The 22,426-nt window shown below is 49.5% G+C and carries 20 protein-coding genes and 1 tRNA gene; 3 read left to right on the top strand and 18 right to left on the bottom strand.

Features of this window, described 5'->3' with window-relative positions; all coding sequences use genetic code 11:
• Positions 1-69: 69 nt before the first annotated feature.
• The 13 genes from J7E85_RS04050 to lonB all read right to left on the bottom strand — a co-directional run bounded on the left by J7E85_RS04050 (position 70) and on the right by lonB (position 15,427).
• Positions 70-978, bottom strand: a complete 909-nt coding sequence (locus tag J7E85_RS04050; protein ID WP_215155272.1) for an RluA family pseudouridine synthase — start codon at positions 976-978, stop codon at positions 70-72.
• Positions 975-2,270, bottom strand: coding sequence for a glutamate-1-semialdehyde 2,1-aminomutase (hemL, locus tag J7E85_RS04045; RefSeq protein ID WP_215155270.1), 1,296 nt, complete (start codon positions 2,268-2,270; stop codon positions 975-977). Before hemL ends, J7E85_RS04050 begins: the two co-directional genes overlap by 4 nt.
• Before the next feature lie 33 nt (positions 2,271-2,303).
• Positions 2,304-3,305 carry a porphobilinogen synthase gene (gene hemB / locus J7E85_RS04040; RefSeq protein ID WP_076323120.1) on the bottom strand — a complete coding sequence of 334 codons (1,002 nt, stop codon included), beginning with the start codon at positions 3,303-3,305 and terminating at the stop codon, positions 2,304-2,306.
• 55 nt (positions 3,306-3,360) lie between these two features.
• Entirely contained in the window at positions 3,361-4,917 is a 1,557-nt protein-coding gene (cobA, locus tag J7E85_RS04035; RefSeq protein ID WP_215155268.1) for a uroporphyrinogen-III C-methyltransferase, read from the bottom strand.
• Positions 4,918-4,921: 4 nt separating this feature from the next.
• The gene (gene hemC, locus J7E85_RS04030) at positions 4,922-5,878 is read right to left on the bottom strand and encodes a hydroxymethylbilane synthase (protein WP_215155266.1); all 957 of its coding nucleotides are present in this window, start codon (positions 5,876-5,878) and stop codon (positions 4,922-4,924) included.
• A 3-nt stretch (positions 5,879-5,881) separates the two neighbouring features.
• Positions 5,882-6,541 carry a precorrin-2 dehydrogenase/sirohydrochlorin ferrochelatase family protein gene (locus J7E85_RS04025; protein ID WP_215155264.1) on the bottom strand — a complete coding sequence of 220 codons (660 nt, stop codon included), beginning with the start codon at positions 6,539-6,541 and terminating at the stop codon, positions 5,882-5,884.
• Positions 6,542-6,547: 6 nt separating this feature from the next.
• The gene (gene ccsA, locus J7E85_RS04020) at positions 6,548-7,378 is read right to left on the bottom strand and encodes a cytochrome c biogenesis protein CcsA (RefSeq protein ID WP_215155262.1); all 831 of its coding nucleotides are present in this window, start codon (positions 7,376-7,378) and stop codon (positions 6,548-6,550) included.
• A gap of 19 nt (positions 7,379-7,397) precedes the next feature.
• Positions 7,398-8,804, bottom strand: coding sequence for a glutamyl-tRNA reductase (hemA, locus tag J7E85_RS04015; RefSeq protein WP_215155253.1), 1,407 nt, complete (start codon positions 8,802-8,804; stop codon positions 7,398-7,400).
• A gap of 338 nt (positions 8,805-9,142) precedes the next feature.
• Entirely contained in the window at positions 9,143-9,541 is a 399-nt protein-coding gene (gene speD / locus J7E85_RS04010) for an adenosylmethionine decarboxylase (RefSeq protein WP_076323114.1), read from the bottom strand.
• A 289-nt stretch (positions 9,542-9,830) separates the two neighbouring features.
• Positions 9,831-10,421, bottom strand: coding sequence for a non-ribosomal peptide synthetase module (locus J7E85_RS04005; RefSeq protein WP_076323113.1), 591 nt, complete (start codon positions 10,419-10,421; stop codon positions 9,831-9,833).
• Positions 10,422-10,635: 214 nt separating this feature from the next.
• Positions 10,636-11,280, bottom strand: coding sequence for a ribosome biogenesis GTP-binding protein YihA/YsxC (yihA, locus tag J7E85_RS04000; RefSeq protein ID WP_215155251.1), 645 nt, complete (start codon positions 11,278-11,280; stop codon positions 10,636-10,638).
• A 16-nt stretch (positions 11,281-11,296) separates the two neighbouring features.
• Positions 11,297-13,633, bottom strand: coding sequence for an endopeptidase La (lon, locus tag J7E85_RS03995; protein WP_215155249.1), 2,337 nt, complete (start codon positions 13,631-13,633; stop codon positions 11,297-11,299).
• A gap of 84 nt (positions 13,634-13,717) precedes the next feature.
• Positions 13,718-15,427, bottom strand: a complete 1,710-nt coding sequence (gene lonB, locus J7E85_RS03990) for an ATP-dependent protease LonB (RefSeq protein ID WP_251035457.1) — start codon at positions 15,425-15,427, stop codon at positions 13,718-13,720.
• A gap of 193 nt (positions 15,428-15,620) precedes the next feature.
• Between lonB and J7E85_RS03985 the strand changes: the two genes are divergently transcribed.
• Both J7E85_RS03985 and J7E85_RS03980 read left to right on the top strand, forming a co-directional pair.
• Positions 15,621-15,782 carry a hypothetical protein gene (locus tag J7E85_RS03985; protein WP_215155245.1) on the top strand — a complete coding sequence of 54 codons (162 nt, stop codon included), beginning with the start codon at positions 15,621-15,623 and terminating at the stop codon, positions 15,780-15,782.
• Between the two features lie 67 nt (positions 15,783-15,849).
• Positions 15,850-16,053: a hypothetical protein gene (locus J7E85_RS03980; RefSeq protein ID WP_076323109.1), complete on the top strand. Its 204-nt coding sequence runs from the start codon at positions 15,850-15,852 to the stop codon at positions 16,051-16,053.
• Between the two features lie 30 nt (positions 16,054-16,083).
• Here the strand turns inward: J7E85_RS03980 and ispG are convergent, their stop codons facing one another.
• The 5 genes from ispG to J7E85_RS03955 form a co-directional block, all read right to left on the bottom strand.
• A complete protein-coding gene (ispG, locus tag J7E85_RS03975) occupies positions 16,084-17,193 on the bottom strand; it encodes a flavodoxin-dependent (E)-4-hydroxy-3-methylbut-2-enyl-diphosphate synthase (protein ID WP_215155243.1) in 1,110 nt (369 codons plus the stop codon).
• Positions 17,194-17,306: 113 nt separating this feature from the next.
• Entirely contained in the window at positions 17,307-18,572 is a 1,266-nt protein-coding gene (gene clpX / locus J7E85_RS03970; RefSeq protein ID WP_215155241.1) for an ATP-dependent protease ATP-binding subunit ClpX, read from the bottom strand.
• A gap of 14 nt (positions 18,573-18,586) precedes the next feature.
• Positions 18,587-19,177 carry an ATP-dependent Clp endopeptidase proteolytic subunit ClpP gene (clpP, locus tag J7E85_RS03965; protein WP_215155239.1) on the bottom strand — a complete coding sequence of 197 codons (591 nt, stop codon included), beginning with the start codon at positions 19,175-19,177 and terminating at the stop codon, positions 18,587-18,589.
• 275 nt (positions 19,178-19,452) lie between these two features.
• Positions 19,453-20,775, bottom strand: a complete 1,323-nt coding sequence (tig, locus tag J7E85_RS03960) for a trigger factor (RefSeq protein WP_215155237.1) — start codon at positions 20,773-20,775, stop codon at positions 19,453-19,455.
• 145 nt (positions 20,776-20,920) lie between these two features.
• Positions 20,921-21,763 carry a hypothetical protein gene (locus J7E85_RS03955; protein ID WP_215155229.1) on the bottom strand — a complete coding sequence of 281 codons (843 nt, stop codon included), beginning with the start codon at positions 21,761-21,763 and terminating at the stop codon, positions 20,921-20,923.
• 361 nt (positions 21,764-22,124) lie between these two features.
• Between J7E85_RS03955 and J7E85_RS03950 the strand changes: the two genes are divergently transcribed.
• Positions 22,125-22,198 (top strand) — tRNA-Arg (locus tag J7E85_RS03950).
• Positions 22,199-22,426 lie beyond the last annotated feature (228 nt).

Raw genomic sequence — 22,426 nt, 5'->3', positions numbered from 1 at the left:
AGGAGAGCATGACTTTTTTGCGAATTGTGCGTGAAAGTTACCGGTTCATTCAGGATTTTGCAAATTTTCTTAACGGCCTGCTGACTCTATGATTTGCTCTCTTAACTCCAACATATCCAGAGGCCACGGCGCATTCACCTCAATACTCTCGCCCGAGAGAGGATGAGTAAACAACAGACGTTCACCATGCAGCGCCTGGCGGGGAAACGTCCCTGGTCCTCCGTACAATAAATCTCCCAGAAGCGGATGTCCCATATGACTTAGATGCACCCGAATCTGATGCGTACGGCCGGTTTCCAGACGAATTTGCAGCAGGCTGGCTTTCGGATACACTTCAGATGAGAGAATATGCGTGATCGCAGCCTGCCCGGTTAATGAAACCCTCCGGCGGCTTGCATGATAGCGGTCTTTGCCTATCGGCAAATCGATTCTCTTCAGATCCTGCGAGACCCTCCTCTGAACGATAGCCGCATAAATCCGGACGATCTTCTTCTCCCGCATGGCCTCGTCAAGCTTTAGCTGCGCATATTCATTCTTGGCGTACAGTACGGGACCTGTTGTATCCTTATCCAGCCGATGAATATGCCGGACTGCCGTATGAATACCTTCGGCTTCGTAATATGCGGCTACCCCATGATTCAGCGTCGTCTCCGTGCTCTCGTTGTCCGGATGGACCGCCATGCCGGCCGGTTTGTTCACGACCAGGCAGAAATCGTCCTCGTACAATACATCTAGCTCCTGCCATCTCGGTTCGATGCCGTAATTCCGATAAGGAAAAAGGACCAGCCGAAGCCGATCCCCTCTCCATTGTATCCCCTGTTCATGATGAAGCTTGCGATACAGCTTCTCGGGCATACCGACCGTTTCTATAAGCCACTTGGCAGCAGCCTCGTTCCGATCCGGCTGACTAAGCAGCGCCTTGCCGGGCGTCATCTCCAGCCATTCGCCGCGTTTGCTCCAATTGCCCACGTAACTCATAGGCTCTTAAAGGCGTTATAGTTGGCTTCGATGGTAGCATCGATATCTTCCACCGTATGCGCTCCCGAGATGAACATGCCCTCGAACTGGGAAGGAGGTACGCTGACTCCCTCTTGTACCATCGCTGCAAAATATTGACGGAAACGATCCAGGTCACTTGTCTTGGCCGTATCGAAATTGATAACCGGCGCATTCGTGAAGAAAGGACATACCATGGACCCGATCCGATTGATCGTAAGCGGGATCCCAAATTCCTGAGCGTTACGCTCAAATCCGGCCTGAAGGCGGGCTCCCCGTTCCTCCAGCTGTTCATAGATAGCAGGCGTCAACAGTTTCAGAGTCGTGTAGCCGGCCGCCATGGCTAGCGGATTTCCGCTTAACGTTCCTGCTTGATAGATCGGCCCTGCCGGAGCAATCTGATCCATCAGCTCACGCTTGCCTCCATAAGCACCGACTGGCAGACCGCCGCCGATCACCTTGCCCAAGCATGTCAGATCCGGCGTAACGCCATAACGTCCTTGCGCGCAGTTCAGGTCTACACGGAATCCGGTCATGACCTCGTCGAAAATAAGCACTGTACCATAATCGGAAGTCACCTTGCGGAGACCTTCCAGGAACCCTGGCTGTGGAGGTACCACGCCCATGTTGCCTGCCACCGGCTCAACAATGACTGCGGCGATCTCTTCGCCGAACCGCTCGAAGGCAAGCTGTACCGACTCCAAGTCATTATAAGGAACGGCAATGGTGTTGGAAGCCACACTCTCAGGGACACCCGGACTATCGGGAAGACCCAGCGTTGCGATGCCCGATCCCGCCTTGATCAGAAGACTATCAGCGTGACCGTGATAGGAGCCCTCAAATTTGATGATTTTGCTGCGCCCAGTATAACCGCGCGCCAGCCGGATGGCGCTCATGGTAGCTTCCGTACCGGAATTTACCATTCGCACAACCTCCATTGACGGTACGCGCTCGCAGACGAGTTTCGCCATCTTCGTTTCCAACAGGGTTGGCGCACCAAAGCTGGTCCCCTTCGCAGCGGTCTCCTGAAGCGCTTCAACAACCTCAGGGTGCGCGTGGCCCATAATCAGCGGTCCCCAAGAACCTACGTAATCGATAAAGCTGTTGCCATCGATATCATATACGCGGCTGCCTTCTCCGCGATCGATATAAATCGGTGTTAGTCCCACAGATTTAAACGCACGTACCGGACTGTTGACACCGCCGGGAATATATAACTTCGCTTCTTCAAAAGCAGAACGCGATAATTCTTCTTTCCGCATATCTTGGCTCATACTATGCACTCCTAACTCTTTAGTCGTTAATGGTTACTTACTGCGCATCCAGCGTGCTGCATCCTTCGAGAAATACGTGATGATAATGTCCGCACCGGCACGCTTCATCCCCGTCAGCAGCTCCATCACAATCGCCTGCTCACTGATCCATCCCTGCTGAGCAGCCGCCTTAATCATGGAATATTCCCCACTTACGTTATAAGCGACAATCGGCAGATCAAACTGATCTCTCAGCAATCTGACAACGTCAAGGTAGGCCATAGCTGGTTTCACCATCAGCATATCGGCGCCTTCCAGCACGTCCGTCTCCGCCTCGCGAAGCGCCTCTCTCACATTGGCCGGATCCATCTGATAGGTTTTACGGTCGCCGAACTGCGGAGCAGAATCGGCAGCTTCACGGAAGGGTCCGTAAAAGGCTGAAGCATACTTAACCGAGTAAGACATAATCGGCACATTATAAAATCCAGCTTCATCAAGTCCGGAACGAATAGCTTGGACAAAACCGTCCATCATGTTGGAAGGTGCTATAATATCGGCTCCCGCCTTCACTTGGGAAACCGCAGTACGGACTAGCAGCTCCAACGACTCGTCGTTTAATACATCGCCGCAGGTGTGACCATCACGCTCAAAGGTATGCACCATACCGCAATGACCGTGGTCGGTAAATTCGCACAGGCACGTATCCGCAATCACCAGAAGATCGGGATACCACGACTTGATGAGACGGGTTGCCTCTTGAACAATCCCGTCATCCGCAAAACCGGATGTGCCCACGCTGTCTTTGGTCTCGGGAATTCCGAACAGGAGCACAGCAGGAATGCCTAGACTAACGATTTCGTCTACTTCCTCTTTCAAAGTATCGAGTGAAAAATGGTAGACCCCCGGCATCGAGGAAATTTCGGATTTCACACCACTGCCATAGGTAACGAAGATCGGCTGAACCAGATCCTCCGTATGAAGCACGGTCTCGCGGACCATGCTGCGAATGCCGGCATTTTGACGCAGCCGGCGATGACGTACAATTGGAAAACTCATGACGTATACCTCCAGATGATGTAATTTTTGATCATGTATTTAAATGATAAGGATATTATGGCGCAACGCGACGTGGATCGTTCTCATTCCAAATGCACAAGGACTTCACCAGACTGTCGATCGTCGCTTCCTCGGCGAGGAGGGATACGTGCAGACCGGCTTCCTCTGCCGTCTGGGCGGTCAAAGGTCCGATGCAAGCAATCGTCGATCCTTTTAACAGTTCAGCAGGATCGGCCACGCCCATCCCATTCAGCACTTTCAGCAGATTGGTAACGGTAGAGGAACTGGTAAACGTAACCGCGTGAATGCCGCCATCATGAAGCAGCTTCAGCAGCTCATCATCATCTTCACCGCATAGCACGTTCTCATAGATCACGGCTTCCGTCACGAGCAGTCCCATTTCCGTCAGCTTCTCCGGCAGCCACTTGCGTGCCAAATCTCCGCGAGGCAGCAGCACGCGCTGACCAGGCTTGAGCTCTGAACCGTAAGCATCGATAAGGCCTTCCGCCTGGTACCGCTCCTTAATGACTTCAGCGGCTATACCGTAATTACCAAGAGCACGGGCTGTTCCTGGGCCAACCGCGACAATGCGGGCAGAGGCTAAGGAACGAATATCGCGTCCATTCTCCTTCAAGTGGCGGAAAAAGAATTCGACTCCGTTCACGCTGGTGAAGAATACCCAGTCATACGTACTCAGCTTGTCCAGTGCTTGTTGAACTCCGGCAAGCACTTCGTCCTTCGAAGGCATGACGATTTCGATGACGGGAAATTCATAAGGCTCTCCGCCCAGCTCTTCGATTTGGGATACCAATGCACTGGCCTGGCTTCGGGCCCTCGTGACCAGAATTCTTTTACCGAACAGGGGTAGGCGTTCCGCCCACTTCAGGTGCTCCCGCTGAAGCACCACCTCTCCAACAACGATGACCGCAGGCGGCTGAAAATCCGCTGCCTTGACTCTGTCCTCGATGTCCGCCAGCGTTCCCGTCAACGTATCCTGCTCCGCTCGGGTTCCCCATCTAATAAGAGCCACCGGGGTTTCTGGCGGTCTGCCATGCTTGATCAGCTGACGACTGATATAGCCAATCTTGGCCACACCCATCATAAAAATTAAAGTCCCCGTTGCATTGGTCACCTTATCCCATTGAATCATCCGATCCAGCTTTTCGGGACTTTCATGCCCGGTAATGATAGATAAAGATGAAGCATGGTCACGATGCGTCACCGGAATCCCGGCATAAGCCGGAACGCTGATCGCTGAGGTGATCCCCGGTACAATCTCGTACAAGATGCCATGACGGTATAACAGTTCCGCCTCTTCGCCTACTCTACCGAAGATGGTTGGATCGCCGCCCTTTAAACGGACAACCGTTTTGCCTTCCAAAGCATAATCAACCAGCAGCTGATTGATCTGCTCCTGCTTCATCGTATGCCGATCGGGGAGCTTGCCTACATAGACCTTCTCCGCTCCGGGCTTCATCCACCGCAGCAGCCGAGGACTGGCTAATCGGTCATACACCACGACATCCGCTTTCTCAATGCATTCCTTGCCTTTAATCGTAATCAGGCGTGCATCGCCCGGTCCTGCTCCCACGAGATAAACCTTGCCTGCCATCCCCTCAACCCCTAACTTGTGCCAGTATCTTCTCCGCTCCTTTAGCTTTCAGCTTTGCAGCCACTTCCACTCCGAGCGATTCAGGGTCGGTTCCTTCGGCGCTTTCCTTCAATACAATTTCGCCGTCTGGAGAGCCAACCATTCCTGTTAATTGTATAACGTTTTGTTCTACGCGGGAATCTTCGGCACCCACATTCTTCAAGACGGCGTAAGCCCCGATAGGCACCTGGCATCCTCCGTTCAGCTCGCTCAGAAACTTGCGTTCAGCCGCAACGGTTCGTGCAGTGACCTCATCATTGTAAAGTGAGAGCAAATGCAGCAGCTCAGCATCGTTTTCGCGGCATTCAATGCCGAGTGCGCCCTGGCCGACGGCAGGCAGGCTAATTTCAACCGACAAGTACGATGTGATCCGGTCCTCCCAGCCCATGCGCTGAAGACCGGCGGTTGCCAGAATGATGGCCTGAAATTCACCATCCTCCATTTTGCGAATGCGAGAATCGATATTCCCTCGAATCCATTCGATCTGCAGATCCGGCCGATAGGCCTTGAGCTGGCTGGACCGGCGCAGACTGCTTGTCCCTACCTTGGCACCTGTAGGAAGGTCATCCAGCGTTGTCCCTTCTTTGGAGATCAGGCAATCACGAGGATCCTTTCTTGCCGGCACCGCGCCGGACACCAAACCTTCGGGCAAAACCGAGGGCATGTCCTTCATGCTATGAACCGCCATATCAATCTCACCGTCGATCATCGCCTGCTCGATTTCTTTGACAAACAATCCTTTGCCGCCTACCTTGGAGAGGGTAACATCCAGTATGCGGTCGCCCTTGGTGACGATTTTCTTGACGGTGAAGTCATATTCCAGACCATGCTCCTTGGCTAAACGATTTAAATCATCGATAACCTGTCCTGTCTGTGTCAGTGCGAGAGCACTTTGTCTACTGCCAACTACGATTGTGCGCATCTTTCATTCCTCCTGATTATTCGCAATCCACTGCTTGATTTTGTCCTCACTCCAGGGCACATAACCTTCGCGGCGAATCTCTCCGAGCATATCCATGCGGTATGCCTTGTGAAACAGCCGCCTGCGTGCATCAGCGGACTCCACCTCTTCCCTGATTATCGAACGCATCCTATATAAAAAATCCAAATAATCCTCATACTCAGGCCCGAACTGTTCTTCGAGCTCGTCGCGTATACCGCGTGCGGCCATCGGCCCTGCTCCTGATGTTGATACAGCCAGTGTAAGCCTCCCTCGCCGCAGCACCGTCGGGTTGATAAACGTCCCGGCCTCGCCGCTGCTGGCTACGTTAACCAACACGCCAAGACGATCCGCGTCCTCCGCTATCTTCAGGTTCAGCTTGCTGTCGTCCGTTGCCGCATGAACCATGAACGCGCCTGTCAGATCGTCTGATTGATACTTCCGCTTTGTCCATCGAAGAGCCTTCTCATTGGCCAAACGTTGCAATTTCTCGCTTCGTAATATGGGACTTACAATATGTACGCTTGCCCCGGCATTCAGCAGGGTGTCGGCTTTACGTTCCGCCACCTTGCCGCCGCCGACAATCAAGCATAGTCGTCCCCTGCAATTCAGCAGGACGGGCACATAATGATCATCATATGCCATCAGCCATCACACTCCTGACCAACTATGGAAAGCGGACCACGTATTGAGAAAGAAATTCAAAATAATGAATCCATACCCGATTAAGGCCCATATGGCTGCTTCCCTGCCTGATCTTCTCCACAGGCGACGTTTGATGAAATAAACCAAATACATCGCAAGAGCCGTTAATGTAGACAGGACTTTGATATCCAATAACAAGGTCCATCGCCCAGCCATGGCCACCGACATCACGGCCAAGATGAGCGACATGACCAGAATAATCGTTCCAGCCATCAGCGCTTTATAAGAATAAACATCAAGCTTCTCCAGACTTGGCAGCCTGCGGATCGTATCATTCCATTGCTTGTGCTTCAGTTTCCGGTGAAGGAACATATAGATCGCCGCAAACACAGCCCCGACGGTCAAAGCGGCGAAGCTGACACTCGCCAGGGCAATATGAATAAGCAAGAGACGATGTTCCGTCTCCCAGCTGTACAATGCATTGTCTCCCGCCGTGAACCATATACGATTGACCAGCATGACGCTAAACCCGACGAGGTTCATTAACAGAACGGCAAACTCCGACCGCTTCATATACGCCAGGGCAATCGAAGTAATCGATATGCAGAACGCCAGCAGGAACAGGAAATCAAACAACGTAAATACCGGGAAATGGAAATGTCCGCCTTCCATCGCTCTGATGCTAATTCCGGTGAATTGTAATAGTGCAGTAATAACAAGAAGCCCTGTGCCTATCCGCTTCGCCACCGAATTGCGTGAAACGCAATCCGAGATATAAAACAGAAGGCTCAGGGCATAGATACAAATGCCGGTGATATAAATTAAGTTTAACAGCATGGGTTTGTACTCACCCTCCTCAAAGGGTGGCTGGGGCCAGAGACACCTTAAGTGGTTTCTCTTCTGCCTGCTGATCTACAGCATTCTTCGTCCGTTCAGCTTTAACGGGTGCAGTTGCTTTCTTGTTGCGGCTGCGGGCTTCCTGCTCATTCTCATGGATCAAGCTTTCCAGCGCAAAGATTTGTGAAAAATAATCCAGTGCTTCCCCGCCCTGCTTGCCGCCCGTCATTTCCTTAATCCGGTTAATGGGATCATGCATCATCTGGTTAACGATGCTCTTGGTCAAACGACGGATGACTTTTCGCTGGCGTTCATCCAGTTCTGGAAGCTTGTTGAACAAGCTTTCCATTGTTTCTTCATGAATGGCATTCGACTTCTCCTGCAAGGCCCGAATCGCCGGTCTGACACCGAGCGTCTTCAGCCATGTGTGGAATGCATCCATCTCCTCTTGAATCATCACTTCAATCTTCGCTGCTTCCACCCGGCGCATTTCCATATTGGTCTCTACAATGCCTTCCAGATCATCAATATCGTACAAGAACACATTGGAAAGTTCCCCAATCGCCGGATCGATGTCCCGTGGCACAGCAATATCAATCATGAACAACGGGCGGGCCTGACGTTTCTTCATGCTCTCTTTAACCCGCTCCGCATTCAGAACATATTCATTCGAGCCTGTAGAGCTAATAATAATATCGACTTCATGCAGCAAATTCTTGGCCTCGGCTATGGTGCACGGTGTCCCTTGGAACTTGCGTGCAAGTTCCTCCGCACGGCCAAGCGTACGGTTGGCTACAATGACTTCCGCAGCACCGTTGGCATAAAGATGCTTCACGGTAAGTTCGCTCATCTTGCCTGCGCCGAGAATCATTACTTTTTTGTCGTTAAACGTACCGAATATCCGTTTACCCAGTTCCACCGCAGCATAGCTGACAGAAACAGCACTCTCTCCGATCGATGTCTCGGAATGAGCCCGCTTGCCGAGCGTAACAGCTTGCTTAAACAACATATTAAACCAAGTACCGGTGGCATTCTGCTGCTGCGACGTCAAAAAAGCATTGCGCACCTGTCCCAGGATCTGCGTCTCTCCAATGACCATGGAATCCAAGCCGCAGGTAACCTTAAACAGATGGGAAATCGCTTGTTCGTCTTCATATATATAGAGGTGCTGTGTAAATTCTTCACGATTAATACCGAACCACTGTTCCATAAAACTGCGGATAAAGTAGCCGCACATATGAAGGCGGTCTACCACAACATAAATCTCAGTACGGTTGCAGGTAGCGACAATGACGCCCTCCAATACGCTCTTGGTCGAATTTAGCTGCTCTAACGCCTTCGGCATGTCTTCTTCCGAGAATGTAAAACGTTCTCTGACTTCCACGGGCGCTGTGCGATAGTTCAACCCAACAACGACGATGTGCATTGCATGTTCACCTGCCTATTTCTCCGAGTAGTTTTGCCGTTCACAACGGACTGTCTTGACCCTGTTCATTATATCACAGTATATTGAGCACCCTTGTCTATTTTATGAAATGTTTATGAAATCCCCATACTTCTTCATTGCATTCATGAAGATTTCTCCTGTAGATCGTACCTTACTATTGTGGATATAGAACACCTTAGATATACGTGTTATTTTCTACGAAATCTCATTTCAGAGAACGACGGACTGGAAATCGGCCGTACTTCTCATATCCCCAAAATAAATAACCATGGAAACCTCCATGGTTATCAGTATAGGCATTTTTTTAGAAGGCTGGATTAAACGAGTTCAGCCTGGTTCATCTCAGGCGTTTCTACGGTCATTTCGCCGAGACCGCGCACGAGTTTCTTAGCATAGCATTTTTCAGGTTTCAAAGCGGATACCAGATAGTCAATAGCCAATTGCGGATCTACTGTCTCCCCGCAGGTATAACAGTCAATCGCAGCAAAACCTCTCTCAGGGTATGTGTGAATCGAGAGATGGCTTTCCGACAGCAACACCAGCACAGTCGCGCCTTGTGGTTCAAACTGCTTGGATTGGACGGACATTACTGTTGCTCCACATGCTTCAGCGGCTTCCACCATCTGAGCTTGTAAAAATTCTGCACTGTTCAATAGTTCAAAATCGACTCCCCAAGTATCAACAGCAACGTGTCTTCCGAAAGTTGAGTATTCCATCTTCCGGTTTCCCCCTTCCTAGGAATAAAATGTTTGGAAATTTCATCCGCTAGGACCTACGTCATTCACTTCCCGAGGGAATAATCTCTCGCAACATTACATGTCCTGAGTGAATCCTGGTTCCTATATTCTTTTCAACGAGATTAAAAATAACATCTATGACGCTTAAATGCAACACCTTTTTCGAAAATAACCCATAAATATTTTACAGCTCAATATATGTGCGAATGAACCACTTGGTGTCATGTATCCATGAATAAAAAAGGCGCCCTGTTACAGGGCAGCCTCCTTAGGCCTCTAGCACGAATAGGCGTTGATTAAACCGTCGCAGCCGCTCATCTATGGTCTTCGTAATAAGATTATCATTCCCAGCTGCAATCCGTTGGTCCAGAAGCACGTTAATATGATGCTGGATGGATTCGATCTCTTTCTCTGCTTCATTGCTGTTGAAGAGTCGCTGCAGCTCTCCTGCCGTATTCTTGTACTCATAAATGACAATGCTGTCGTTCCCGGTGACTTGCGTAATTCTGTGCACCGTTCCCGCGTGGTAGTCGTAGCTCATCGTAAAGCCGCGATAAATCCGATTCACTTTACCTGATCCCTTAAAAGCCGCAAACAGTTTGCGTACGGCATTTGTCAGATGGGGAGTAACCAATCGGCACGACAGCTCACAGACGTACAAGCCATTCTTGCGTTCAAAGGGCAAATGAACTTCTTCCCCGCTTTCATCTTCGAGCACGAACTCCTGCTCTCCGCTATCCATGACTTTTACCCGGTTAGTAACCCGGAAAGCTTGGGTATACTGCAGAAATTGATCCATTTGAATATCCGTCATTTGCATTGTGGCATTAACATATTCTGTGGCTAACCGCTGAGCCATAAAAATCTCCCTCAATTCTTTTAACTTACTACCATTATACAGCAAATCCAAGCGGTCTTTCCTGTCTTTCGATTGAGAATATCCATCATATTTCATAAAAAAACGGAATTAGCCGGAATCAGAGCGATATTTCCCGCAAGATGCTCACTTTCCTGTAAAGAATTCACCGATTCCCTATCTTAGCCTTGAAAAAAATATCACGAAATTAATCGGATCATGCTTGCTCATTGCCTTCCGTTTCCGAATCCAGAAATGGCTCTTCCTCTTCATCCTTAGTCCCCATATGGGACTCCATGATGGCCCATAACTCATCTTTACCCAGACCGAGCTCGGATGAAAACATGACAAAAGAGTGATAGGGTTTGAAGCCTAGTGTTTCCTTCACGATCTTTACATGCTTCTCACGGCGCGTTTTCGGAATTTTGTCCGCCTTGGTCGCAACCACGCATACCGGCCGGTTATAATGCTGCAGCCATTCATACATGCTGATGTCATCTTTTGAGGGCGGGTGACGCATGTCCACAATCAGTAATACAAGCTTCAGTTCTTCCCGGCTGAGCAAATATCTCTCAATCATTTCGCCAAATGCCGCACGCTGGGTCTTGGATACCTTCGCATAACCATAGCCGGGAAAATCGACCAGATACAGGTCGTCGTTCACCCGATAATAGTTGAGCTGCTGGGTTTTCCCCGGTGTTGCACTGGTTCGGGCCAGGTTCTTACGGGATATCATACGGTTAATCAGTGATGACTTGCCCACATTGGAACGCCCTGCCAGAGCAATTTCCGGCAAGGCGTCTTCAGGATATTGAGCAGGTACGACAGCACTGATGACAAACTCGGCTTTCGTAACTTTCATAATTAGACTTTCCTCTCTAGTGCACTCCCGCTTGTTCAACGAGCGCATGCTCCAGAACCTGATCCATATGGGATACCGGAACGAACTCAATGTCGTTCTTCACGCTGTCAGGTATATCACGCAAGTCACGTTCGTTATCCTTAGGGAGTAATATTTTTTTGTAGCCGGCACGGTGGGCTGCCAGGGATTTCTCTTTCAAGCCACCAATCGGAAGAACACGTCCCCGAAGTGTAATCTCCCCCGTCATGGCCACATCACGGGCTACATGCCGTTTGGTTAAAGATGAGATAAGAGCCGTCGCAATCGTAATGCCGGCTGAAGGGCCGTCCTTCGGAATGGCTCCCTCCGGGATATGGATATGGACATCCAGCTTCTCGTGGAAATCCGGATCAATGCCCAGTTCTACCGCCTTCGAGCGGGTAAAACTGAAGGCGGCTTGAGCCGATTCCTTCATCACATCACCCAGTTTACCCGTCAAGGTCAGCTTGCCGGTACCAGGCACCACGGTAACCTCAATGGTCAGCGTCTCGCCGCCCACTTCCGTCCACGCAAGCCCTGTTACCGTGCCTACTTGATCTTCAAGCTCGGCCATGCCATAGCGAAACTTCGGAATACCGAGATATTCCTTAATATCGTCAGCCTTAATCTCAATAGATTCCGATTGATTGGTCACGATTTGTTTGGCGGCTTTGCGGCATAGCGCAGCCACTTGCTGCTCCAGATTCCGCACCCCGGATTCACGGGTATATTCCCGGATCACCTTCATGAGCGCTTCCTCGTCCAGAATCAACTGCTCCGGCGCAAGCCCATGCTCACTCTTCTGCTTGGGCAGCAAATAACGATTGGCAATCTGCAATTTCTCCAGCTCCGTATAGCCTGGAATGTACAGCACTTCCATCCGGTCCAGGAGCGGTCTTGGGATGTTGTGAAGCACATTCGCCGTCGTTACAAACATGACGTTAGACAAATCAAAAGGAACTTCCACGAAATGATCGCTGAACGTATTGTTTTGCTCAGGGTCAAGTACCTCAAGCAGTGCGGAAGACGGGTCGCCACGGAAGTCGGAGGCCATCTTATCGATTTCATCCAGCAGGAACACAGGATTCATCGAACCCGCTGTTTTCATGCCTTGAATGATACGTCCCGGCATAGCCCCAACATAAGTGCGCCGGTGACCGCGGATTTCCGCCTCGTCTCTTACTCCGCCTAATGAAACACGAACGAACTTGCGTTCCAAAGATCGGGCAATAGACCGGGCCAGCGATGTTTTACCGACCCCTGGAGGACCAACCAGACATAGAATAGGCCCCTTCATCTTCTTCACCAGCTTTTGGACCGCCAGATATTCCAACACGCGTTCCTTCGGCTTCTCGAGACCGTAATGATCCTCATCCAGCACTTGCTCCGCTTTGACGATGTCCAGATCATCCTGGGTCTTGTTCGTCCACGGCAGCGCCAATAGCCAATCGACGTAGTTCCGAATCACGCCACCCTCAGCAGAGCTTGCCGGCATTTTCTCGAGTCGGTCGATTTCCTTCTCTACCTTCTCATGTACGCGCTCCGGCAGCTCAAGCTCCTGAAGCTGACTTCGAAGTTCCTCTACCTCTCCTGCACGGCCTTCCTTGTCGCCCAGCTCTTTCTGGATGGCCTTCATCTGTTCGCGCAAATAGTATTCCTTCTGGGTCTTCTCCATTTGCTTCTTGACCCGCTGGTTGATCTTGCGCTCCAGCTCCAGCACTTCACGCTCGTTATTCAGTATATCTAGAAGTTTCTCGAGGCGTTTGCGAACATCAATTGTTTCGAGAATTTCTTGCTTATCCTTGATCTTCAGTGACAAATGACTCGTAATGACGTCTGCCAGTCGGCCCGGCTCATCAATATCGGAAACAGCCGCCAGTGTCTCTGGTGTCACCTTCTTCGACAGATTGATATAATTCTCAAACTGAGACAGTACGGTTCGCATTAATGCGGAAACTTCAGGGTCATGATTCTCTTCTTCGGGAAGCTCCCGAGCGATGACCTCATAGTATTCCTCTTGATCCGTATATTCAATAACTTCCGCACGTTCCATACCCTCCACTAGCACACGTATGGTACCGTTAGGAAGCTTAAGCATCTGGCGTACATTCGCAACTGTGCCAATTCGAAAAATATCATCCTGCGTCGGTTCTTCAATGTTCACTTCCGATTGAGAACATAGGAGAATCAAATTGTCTTCAACCATCGCCTTTTCTAAAGCCTTTACCGATTTCTCCCGGCCTACATCCAAGTGAAGCACCATGCTTGGATAGACCAACAGACCTCTCAAAGGCAGTAAAGGAAAACGACGACCTTTGGATTTACTGGGTCCCATCGCTTTCGCACCTCCAATGGCTCTCAATGTTGACACTATTCCTATTTTATCAAATCTGCGTATAAAAAACCAACCAAACGAAGCTTAACATCCTCCAGCGTCCGTTATTTTGCCGTTGCGCGGAGGCGTCGCCTGCAGCAATGAAGCGGAAGCGGATGGAAATACCTCGTTTGCAGGGAGCTGTACCACCTCCGGAGCGAACGATCCACCAAAAATATGGCTGAATACTTCATCCACCGACTCTACCGGAATTACCCGCAAACCGCCGCTCAAATCCTGAAACAGCGTCTGCCAGTTGTCTTTAGGGATGATCACGCGGGTAGCACCTGCCTGGAATGCCGCCTCCACTTTAGCGATGACCCCGCCTATCGGTTTCACTTTTCCATGAATGCTCATCTCGCCAGTCATAGCGACCTTGTTATCAACTTCAATCCCTTTGATGGCTGATACGATCGCTGTGGCCATCGCAATACCGGCGGAAGGACCGTCAATCGGTGTTCCTCCGGGAAAATTGATATGCAGGTCATAGTTTTTATGATTAAAGCCCATCGAACCCAGCACGGTTAGTACATTCTCGATCGAGCCTTTGGCCATGCTCTTGCGACGCAGCTTGCGCGAGCCTCCGCCAAATTCCTCTTCATCCACAACCCCGGTGATATTGTAGGTACCCCGGCCCTCCTCGACAGGAACCGCAGATACTTCAATTTCAAGCAGTGCCCCCATATTCGGGCCATAAACAGCTAATCCGTTTACTACGCCAATCTGAGGCTTCTCCGGTATTTTCCGGTCGGGCCTTGGCTGAAGCTGGCTGCTGCTGGCTACCCATTCTACATCCGCCGCTCGCAGCGAATCTCGCTTCTCCGTCAAAGCAAGACCGGCAGCCAATTGAATCATATTGACCGCTTCCCGCCCGTTAGAGCAGTACTGCTTCACAACTTCCACCGCTTCAGGCGCTGCATTCAAACCAATTTTCTGAATGGCATCCTCTGCAATTCTCCCAATTTCTTCAGGCAAAAGCGGACGGAAAAAAATCTCCATGCAGCGCGAGCGAAGTGCAGGAGCAATCTCTTCTGGCGAACGTGTCGTAGCACCCACCAGACGGAAGTCTGCCGGAAGGCCATTTTGAAAAATATCGTGTATATAGGCAGGTGTATTGGCATCCTCCGAATTATAATATGCACTTTCGAGCAGCACCTTGCGGTCCTCCAGCACTTTTAAAAGCTTATTCATCTGAATGGGGTGCAATTCCCCGATTTCATCAATAAACAGGATCCCCCCATGGGCCTTGGTCACCGCACCCGGCTTAGGCTGAGGAATGCCTGCTACCCCCATAGCACCGGCACCTTGATAAATCGGATCATGAACAGACCCGATGAGCGGGTCGGCAATTCCCCGTTCATCGAAACGGGCCGTCGTTGCGTCGATTTCCGTGAATTTCGCGTCATATTTAAACGGCGATTGCGGGTTCTTCTTGGCTTCCTCCATCACTACGCGGGCAGCAGCGGTCTTACCGACCCCCGGGGGTCCGTAAACGATGACATGCTGAGGGTTCGCGCTGCATAGCGCTGCCTTTAAGGCGCGCAAACCGTCCTTTTGCCCCACGATGTCATCCATCGTTTGCGGCCTTGTTTTCTCAGCGAGCGGTTTCGTTAGCGATATCGACCGGAGTTTGCGGAGTTTATCGAGCTCCTTGCGCGATTCCCGATCGACCGCTGTTTTGCTTGTCTTCTGTCCGCGCAATAAATTCCAAAAATAAATGCCGATGATGACCGCAAAAAACAGCTGCACCAGCATAATCACGATACTTAAATTCACAAGTCATTCCTCCTGTACTCCATTATGTCTTCATCCAAACGTTAATACATGGTAGTATTGCCGATTCCTTGGATGGTAAAACGCGGGAGGGGGAACAAATTGCAAAAGAGGGTGATTTAATCAGGATGCATTAACGAAGTCGTAAAGTATCAAAAAGTGGATGGGAGACGTTGTGAGACGCTCCGCGTACGTATCGTTCCTCCAATCGCTGTTGTTTCCGAATTTCATGAATGACGAGTACCAATGTAGAAATTCGGAAACAAAGGCGAACGCATCCGCTTCTCCGGAATCGATTCGTCCGCTCCGCTGGTGCGGCGCATGGTATCCTTCTTAATCGTGGGGGTGGGGAGTGGGTAGGGCTGAGCTTCATTTATCAGAAGCTCAGTTAGGAGCGATTATACTTGGAACAACAGAACGCACCATTGCAACTTTATACTAAAAAGCGACCACTTGTCTTGGTTCACACTGCTATACCTTATAAGTTCAAAATACGTTCAATGAAATGTGAGAAACAGACCTTGGACTTCGTTGGACCTATTGCTTCCTTAGAAAACAACAAACAAAACGGCAGTCTCTCCAATCCAGAGACTGCCGTTTTAATATAAGCGGATATATTAATGACTTAGTTATCTAGCTTAGACCGTGGATTTGTGCTTGCGGCCCGGGATTTCGCCGGTTTCCTCGTACACCTTCACGATATGATCGATTTCTTTCTTAAGCTCTTCAACCATGTTCTCTTCCGGTACCTTACGGATCATCTCTCCGTAACGGAAGAGCAAACCTTCACCCCGAGCGCCGGCAATACCGATGTCGGCTTCTCTGGCCTCTCCGGGACCGTTTACGGCGCAGCCCAGAACGGAAACCTTGATCGGGACTTTAATCTTCGAGATGTACTCCTCTACCTCATTGGCAATGGAGAATAAATCGATATCCAGCCGTCCGCAGGTCGGGCAAGATACCAAGGTTGCCGCATCCGAGATCAGACCGAAGGATTTTAGCAGTTCCCGGCCCACCTTGATCTCTTCCACAGGATCGGCACTCAAGGAAATACGCATCGTGCTGCCGATTCCAAGGGACAACAGCGCCCCAAGTCCGGCGGCACTCTTGACGGTACCCGAGAACAGGGTGCCTGCTTCGGTAATGCCTAAGTGAAGCGGGTATGGAATCACTTCTGCAGCCTTAGTGTAAGCTGCAATCGCCATCGGTACATCAGACGCTTTAAGCGAAACGATGATATCATGAAAATCCAGTTCTTCCAGGATTCCGATATGATACAAAGCGCTTTCGACCATGGCTTCCGGTGTCGGGTACCCGTATTTTTCAAGGAGATGATTCTCCAAGGAACCGGCGTTAACCCCGATCCGAATCGGAATCCCCTTCTCTTTGCATGCTTTCACGACAGCTTCGACCTTTTCACGCTTACCGATGTTACCCGGATTGATCCGGACTTTATCGATACCGTTCTCGATCGCCATCAGGGCAAGTTTGTAGTTAAAATGAATGTCCGCCACAAGCGGAATATGAATGCGTTTCTTGATTTCCTTAATGGCCGCAGCTGCTTCCTCATTGTTCACCGTTACCCGAACGATCTGACATCCCGCTTCTTCCAGACGGAGTATCTCGGCAACGGTCGCCTCCACATCTGCTGTTTTGGTGGTGCACATGCTTTGAATAATGACTTCGTTCTTTCCCCCAATGGTGAGATTCCCCACCTTGACGGGCCGTGTGTCTTGTCTCAAAAACATGGTACGATCTCTCCCATATAACGCCAAAGCTCCACTCCAGTCAACCCGACTGGGTATAACTGGAAGTGGAGAATCAACGTAGATTTATTCCACGTCTACTGCGCTAGAGCACATTAGGCGCTTTCTTCTTGTTTCTTATCGTCTTCGTTAGTTTTGGCTTGTAGTTCAGGAAACACTTTATCACGAACGACCTGCTCCGTAATGACGCAATCCTTAATGTCATCTCTGGACGGCACTTCGTACATCACGTCCAGCATGATGCCTTCAATGATGGAGCGCAGTCCGCGTGCACCGGTATTACGCTTAATGGCTTCGCGGGCAATCGCTTCTAGCGCGTCTGGCTCAAATTTGAGGTTTACGTTGTCAAATTCAAGCATCTTTTGGTACTGTTTCGTCAGCGCGTTTTTCGGCTCGGACAGAATACGTACCAATGTTGCCTCATCCAGCGGTTCGAGGGTAGACACAACGGGCAGACGACCAACAAACTCCGGAATCAAACCGAATTTGAGCAAATCTTCCGGTAGAACCATCGTCAGGTATTCACCTGGCTTAAGATCCTTCTGGCTTTCTCCGGATGCATTAAAGCCGATGACCTTTTTACCGATCCGGCGTTTAATGTACTGCTCCAATCCGTCAAATGCTCCGCCGCAAATGAACAGGATGTTCGTAGTATCGATCTGGATGAATTCCTGATGCGGATGCTTGCGTCCACCTTGCGGAGGCACGGAAGCAACGGTGCCTTCAAGAATTTTCAGCAGAGCCTGCTGAACCCCTTCACCGGAAACGTCACGGGTAATGGACGGGTTCTCCGATTTACGAGCCACTTTATCGATCTCATCAATATAGATAATGCCGCGTTCCGCTTTTTCAACATCATAATCCGCTGCTTGAATCAGCTTCAGCAGAATGTTCTCAACATCCTCACCAACGTAACCAGCTTCGGTCAGTGAAGTTGCATCGGCAATAGCAAACGGCACGTTGAGAATTTTGGCCATGGTTTGCGCGAGCAATGTTTTACCGGAACCTGTAGGTCCGAGCAGCAAAATATTACTCTTTTGCAATTCAACGTCCTCAATCTTGCTCTGGGTGTTGATACGTTTATAGTGGTTATAAACGGCAACCGAAAGGGATTTCTTCGCTTGATCCTGACCGATTACATATTGATCCAGAATGTCACGAATATCACGCGGTTTCGGAATATCCTTCAGATCCACTTCTTCCTCATGGCCGAGTTCTTCCTCAACGATCTCTGAACACAAGTCAATGCACTCGTCACATATATAAACACCGGGCCCCGCAACCAGCTTGCGGACCTGCTCCTGCGATTTACCGCAGAAGGAGCACTTCAGCTGCCCTTTGTCATCGTTAAATTTAAACATGCTATTACCACCCCTTAAGATTTGATCGGTGAAGTCAGAACATCATCAATAATACCGTACGCCTTCGCTTCCTCCGCGCTCATGAAAAAATCGCGGTCTGTATCGCGTTCGATTTTTTCAAGGGGCTGACCCGTGCGCTCCACATAGATTTGATTCAGCTTATGTCTGGTCTTGATGATCCAATCTGCATGGATTTGGATATCGGATGCCTGACCTTGAATGCCTCCGAGCGGCTGATGAATCATCACTTCACTGTTCTCGAGAGCATAGCGTTTGCCTGGCGCTCCTGCAGTAAGCAACAGTGATCCCATACTGGCGGCCATGCCAACGCAAATCGTGGACACATCAGGCTTGATCAACTGCATCGTATCATATATACCCATCCCGGCTGTAACCGAACCGCCAGGGGAATTGATGTACAAAGAGATGTCTTTTTCCGGATCTTCCGCAGCTAGAAACAGAAGCTGGGCGATGACAAGATTGGCAACATCGTCATCGATCGCACTGCTGAGGAATATTATGCGATCCTTCAGTAATCTTGAGTAGATATCGTAAGATCTTTCGCCTCGACTGGTTTGTTCCACAACCATAGGTACAAGACTCATGCGACCAACCTCTTTTCCTTGAAAAATATACTACAACGTTACAAAAGTTATTCTAACATGTTCACAGCACGATGTCATTTTTTAACCCTGCTTACATTCTATGAACTTGCCAAGAATTATATCCTGCCAACTTGTCTCATTATGTATGTCGAAATTAATAACCAATTCATGTCACATTTAGTATTAAATTGGCTATTCTTAGTTAAAAATAAGGCACGCATGAAATGTACGTGCCTTATCTAATGTGAGGGCAGCTTTTCGCAGCCGCCTATTTATTATTCTTCAGTTGCTTCTTTCTTCTCAACAGGAGCGCCTTCTACGCTGTTTTCCAACAAGAAGTCGATGGTTTTGCGAAGAAGCAGTTCTTCACGAAGGCTGTCAAGGGAACCGTTAGCACCCAGGATGCTGCGGATTTCATCAGCAGGACGTTTGTATGTGTCAGCCATGTTTTCCAGCTCTTTGTTGATTTCCTCTTCAGATACTTCGAGTTTTTCTTCTTTTGCGATTTGCTCAAGCACGAGGTTGTTGCGAACGCGTTTTGCAGCATCGTCTTTCATTTGACCTTCCAGATCGGCATTCGTTTGGCCGGAGAAGCTAAGGAACATTTCCAGGTTCATGCCTTGCTGGCGAAGACGGTTGTCGAAATCGCGCATCATGTTTTGAACTTCGGATTGAATCATAGCGTCAGGAATTTCAACTTCAGCGTTAGCTGCTGCTTTTTCAACGGCTTCGTTCTCACGAACGCCTTGTGCTTCTTGCTCTTTGCGAGTCAGCAGTTGTTTCTTCAGATCTTCCTTGTACTCATCAAGCGTATCGAATTCACTTACGTCTTTAGCGAATTCATCATCCAGCTCAGGAAGCTGCTTGCGTTTGATTTCGTGAACTTTCACTTTGAAGATGGCTTGTTTGTTAGCCAACTCTTCAGCATGGTAAGTTTCAGGGAATGTCACTTCCACGTCTTTGAAGTCTCCAGTAGCCATTCCGATGACTTGATCTTCAAAACCTGGAATGAACGAGTTGCTTCCAAGCTCAAGGGAATAACGCTCAGCTTGTCCACCTTCGAAAGGAACGCCGTCAACGGAACCGTCAAAATCAATCACAACGATATCGCCAGACTGGGAAGCACCTTCGTCGATTACAGTAAGCTCAGCATGACGTTGTTGCAGACGCTCGAGCTCTTCGCTCAGTTCCTCGTCGGAAACCTCAGCAGCTACTGCAGCAACTTCAACACCTTTGTATTCGCCAAGTTTAACTTCTGGTTTCACCGTTACTCTTGCTTTGAACTTGAAAGTTTCGCCTTTAGCGAATTGCTCGATGTCCACTTCCGGACGATCCACAGGGAAGATATCCGCTTGTTCTACAGCTTCGCTGTATACTTCTGGAAGAAGGATGTCGATTGCATCCTGGTACAAGCTCTCAACGCCAAAGCGAGCTTCGAAAATCGAGCGAGGTACTTTACCTTTACGGAATCCAGGTACATTTGCTTTTTTAGCTACTTTATTAAAAGCTTTGTCGAGGGCGGATGCAACGCGCTCCGCATCAACCTCAACGTCAAGAACGCCAAGGTTCTTCTCTATTTTTTCCCAAGTTGCTTTCATTTATGCTTTCCCCTCCAAAATAATTCACGTGGTCGACGCAATAATGTATCACGTACCGAATAACCACTATAGTATAAACAACATTAAATTCTTTTTCAAGGGCGAACCCTTATGCTACGATACCGTAAACGTTTTCCAACTCCGGCTAATCTTCCACGCCCGCAGCGACAAATTGCTTGAGAGATCGGTAGGCTCCCTCATAGCGGAACCTCATGGTGTCTGTTATGCCGTAGAGCGGGCGGATTTCCTCCTCATTGCGAAACCCTTTCAGACTCTCCGACACAATGTCATGCAGTGCAGCCGCCCATATGTCAAGCGTGGATTCTTCTTCATCCAGCATGGAATGATAATCTTCGGTGCCGTAAATCGCCATGATGAACTGAGACCATAATTCCTGTGCAAAATAAAACAGTGTCGGTTCATGAATCTCAGTCTGGTCGGCCACACGCTCCAAAATTTTCGAAATGGCGTCCGGGAAACTTCCCGGATCCAGGGGAACCGAATCGATCTCAATCTCGACGGCTTCCTGCCCGCGATGAAGGCTTACATGCCCTTCCATCCCTCTTCTCCGGAGCGTTTGCAGTACCCTAAATTGCAGCAGGGGATGAAGCGGTGTATCATGCAGCCACTCGACCAAAATAGCGTCGATCTCCGGACGGTCCAAATAAGCAAGCTGTTCCAGCGCCAAAATGGTCTGCTCTGTCAGCGGTCCGTTCATGACCGAAGCTAGCAGCTTGTCGGCATATCCGGCATCCTGGGCAACTTTGTCCCTAACCAACTGCCTCGCCATTTCCGCTTCGTCCGGATCATCCTCCTCGGGCTCTGCTTCGAAATCAACCGAACGGGGCACAGCCTGTTCCGGAAATGCAGCTTCAAGCCAGTCGAGGAGCGAATTCCACTCTTCATAATGCCGTTCATTCTGTCCGCCGCATTTCAGCAGAAAGCGCAGAACCTCCATCGCTTCACCGTAACGTTCATTCTCGAGCATAACCGTAAGCTGAATCTGGTAATAATCCAGCGTCTTCGGAAACAGGATGATGTTCTTGTCCTCTTGTTCTTGGGAGTAAGAGTCCTTGATAAGGACACCTCCTTTCTAGTCCTGTTTTTCGTATTCGTTGATTATAGCATATGTACTGCCAAGTTTAAAAAAGGGCCGACATCCCTCGTACTTTGCCGCATCCGGCAACCGGTTGACGACTATCTTTATATAGTCCAGTGTATATTTTATCAATATAACCCGATATGCTGCTCTCATAATCTTGCAGAACCAAAAATCTTTGCATCTTAAAATAATGATTGAATTTCTCCAGCGTATGTGATAATATATTTTTTGCTTGAAAAATTCCTATGTCCCAGTAGCTCAGCTGGATAGAGCAACGGCCTTCTAAGCCGTCGGTCAGGGGTTCGAATCCCTTCTGGGACGTAAAAAATGCACCGCCTCTTAGGGAGGCCACTGAAAAAGTCCTTCTCATAAAAAAAGGTACGGCTCCTCAAGAAAGTTGAGGAGCCGTACCTTTTTTTCGTTTATAATTAACGCATCATGGAAAGCGGGTGAGCGGATGATTCGACAACAACAAGCCTTGGTTCTGAGTCCTTATGCGGCACTGTATGACATCGTTGTACCGAAGGACAATATGCTCCGTCAAATCAA

Origin of the sequence: Paenibacillus sp. ISL-20, assembly GCF_018613005.1 — a bacterium.
Lineage (GTDB): Bacteria > Bacillota > Bacilli > Paenibacillales > Paenibacillaceae > Paenibacillus_AQ.
Note: the sequence above shows the minus strand (reverse complement) of the source record. Positions and strands in the feature narration are given on the sequence as shown.

Coding starts and splice junctions, on each gene's coding strand:
- J7E85_RS04050 (WP_215155272.1), bottom strand. CDS start 978: ATGAGTTACGTGGGCAATTGGAGCAAACGCGGCGAATGGCTGGAGATG.
- hemL (WP_215155270.1), bottom strand. CDS start 2,270: ATGAGCCAAGATATGCGGAAAGAAGAATTATCGCGTTCTGCTTTTGAA.
- hemB (WP_076323120.1), bottom strand. CDS start 3,305: ATGAGTTTTCCAATTGTACGTCATCGCCGGCTGCGTCAAAATGCCGGC.
- cobA (WP_215155268.1), bottom strand. CDS start 4,917: ATGGCAGGCAAGGTTTATCTCGTGGGAGCAGGACCGGGCGATGCACGC.
- hemC (WP_215155266.1), bottom strand. CDS start 5,878: ATGCGCACAATCGTAGTTGGCAGTAGACAAAGTGCTCTCGCACTGACA.
- J7E85_RS04025 (WP_215155264.1), bottom strand. CDS start 6,541: ATGGCATATGATGATCATTATGTGCCCGTCCTGCTGAATTGCAGGGGA.
- ccsA (WP_215155262.1), bottom strand. CDS start 7,378: ATGCTGTTAAACTTAATTTATATCACCGGCATTTGTATCTATGCCCTG.
- hemA (WP_215155253.1), bottom strand. CDS start 8,804: ATGCACATCGTCGTTGTTGGGTTGAACTATCGCACAGCGCCCGTGGAA.
- speD (WP_076323114.1), bottom strand. CDS start 9,541: ATGGAATACTCAACTTTCGGAAGACACGTTGCTGTTGATACTTGGGGA.
- J7E85_RS04005 (WP_076323113.1), bottom strand. CDS start 10,421: ATGGCTCAGCGGTTAGCCACAGAATATGTTAATGCCACAATGCAAATG.
- yihA (WP_215155251.1), bottom strand. CDS start 11,280: ATGAAAGTTACGAAAGCCGAGTTTGTCATCAGTGCTGTCGTACCTGCT.
- lon (WP_215155249.1), bottom strand. CDS start 13,633: ATGGGACCCAGTAAATCCAAAGGTCGTCGTTTTCCTTTACTGCCTTTG.
- lonB (WP_251035457.1), bottom strand. CDS start 15,427: ATGCTGGTGCAGCTGTTTTTTGCGGTCATCATCGGCATTTATTTTTGG.
- ispG (WP_215155243.1), bottom strand. CDS start 17,193: ATGTTTTTGAGACAAGACACACGGCCCGTCAAGGTGGGGAATCTCACC.
- clpX (WP_215155241.1), bottom strand. CDS start 18,572: ATGTTTAAATTTAACGATGACAAAGGGCAGCTGAAGTGCTCCTTCTGC.
- clpP (WP_215155239.1), bottom strand. CDS start 19,177: ATGAGTCTTGTACCTATGGTTGTGGAACAAACCAGTCGAGGCGAAAGA.
- tig (WP_215155237.1), bottom strand. CDS start 20,775: ATGAAAGCAACTTGGGAAAAAATAGAGAAGAACCTTGGCGTTCTTGAC.
- J7E85_RS03955 (WP_215155229.1), bottom strand. CDS start 21,763: ATGCTCGAGAATGAACGTTACGGTGAAGCGATGGAGGTTCTGCGCTTT.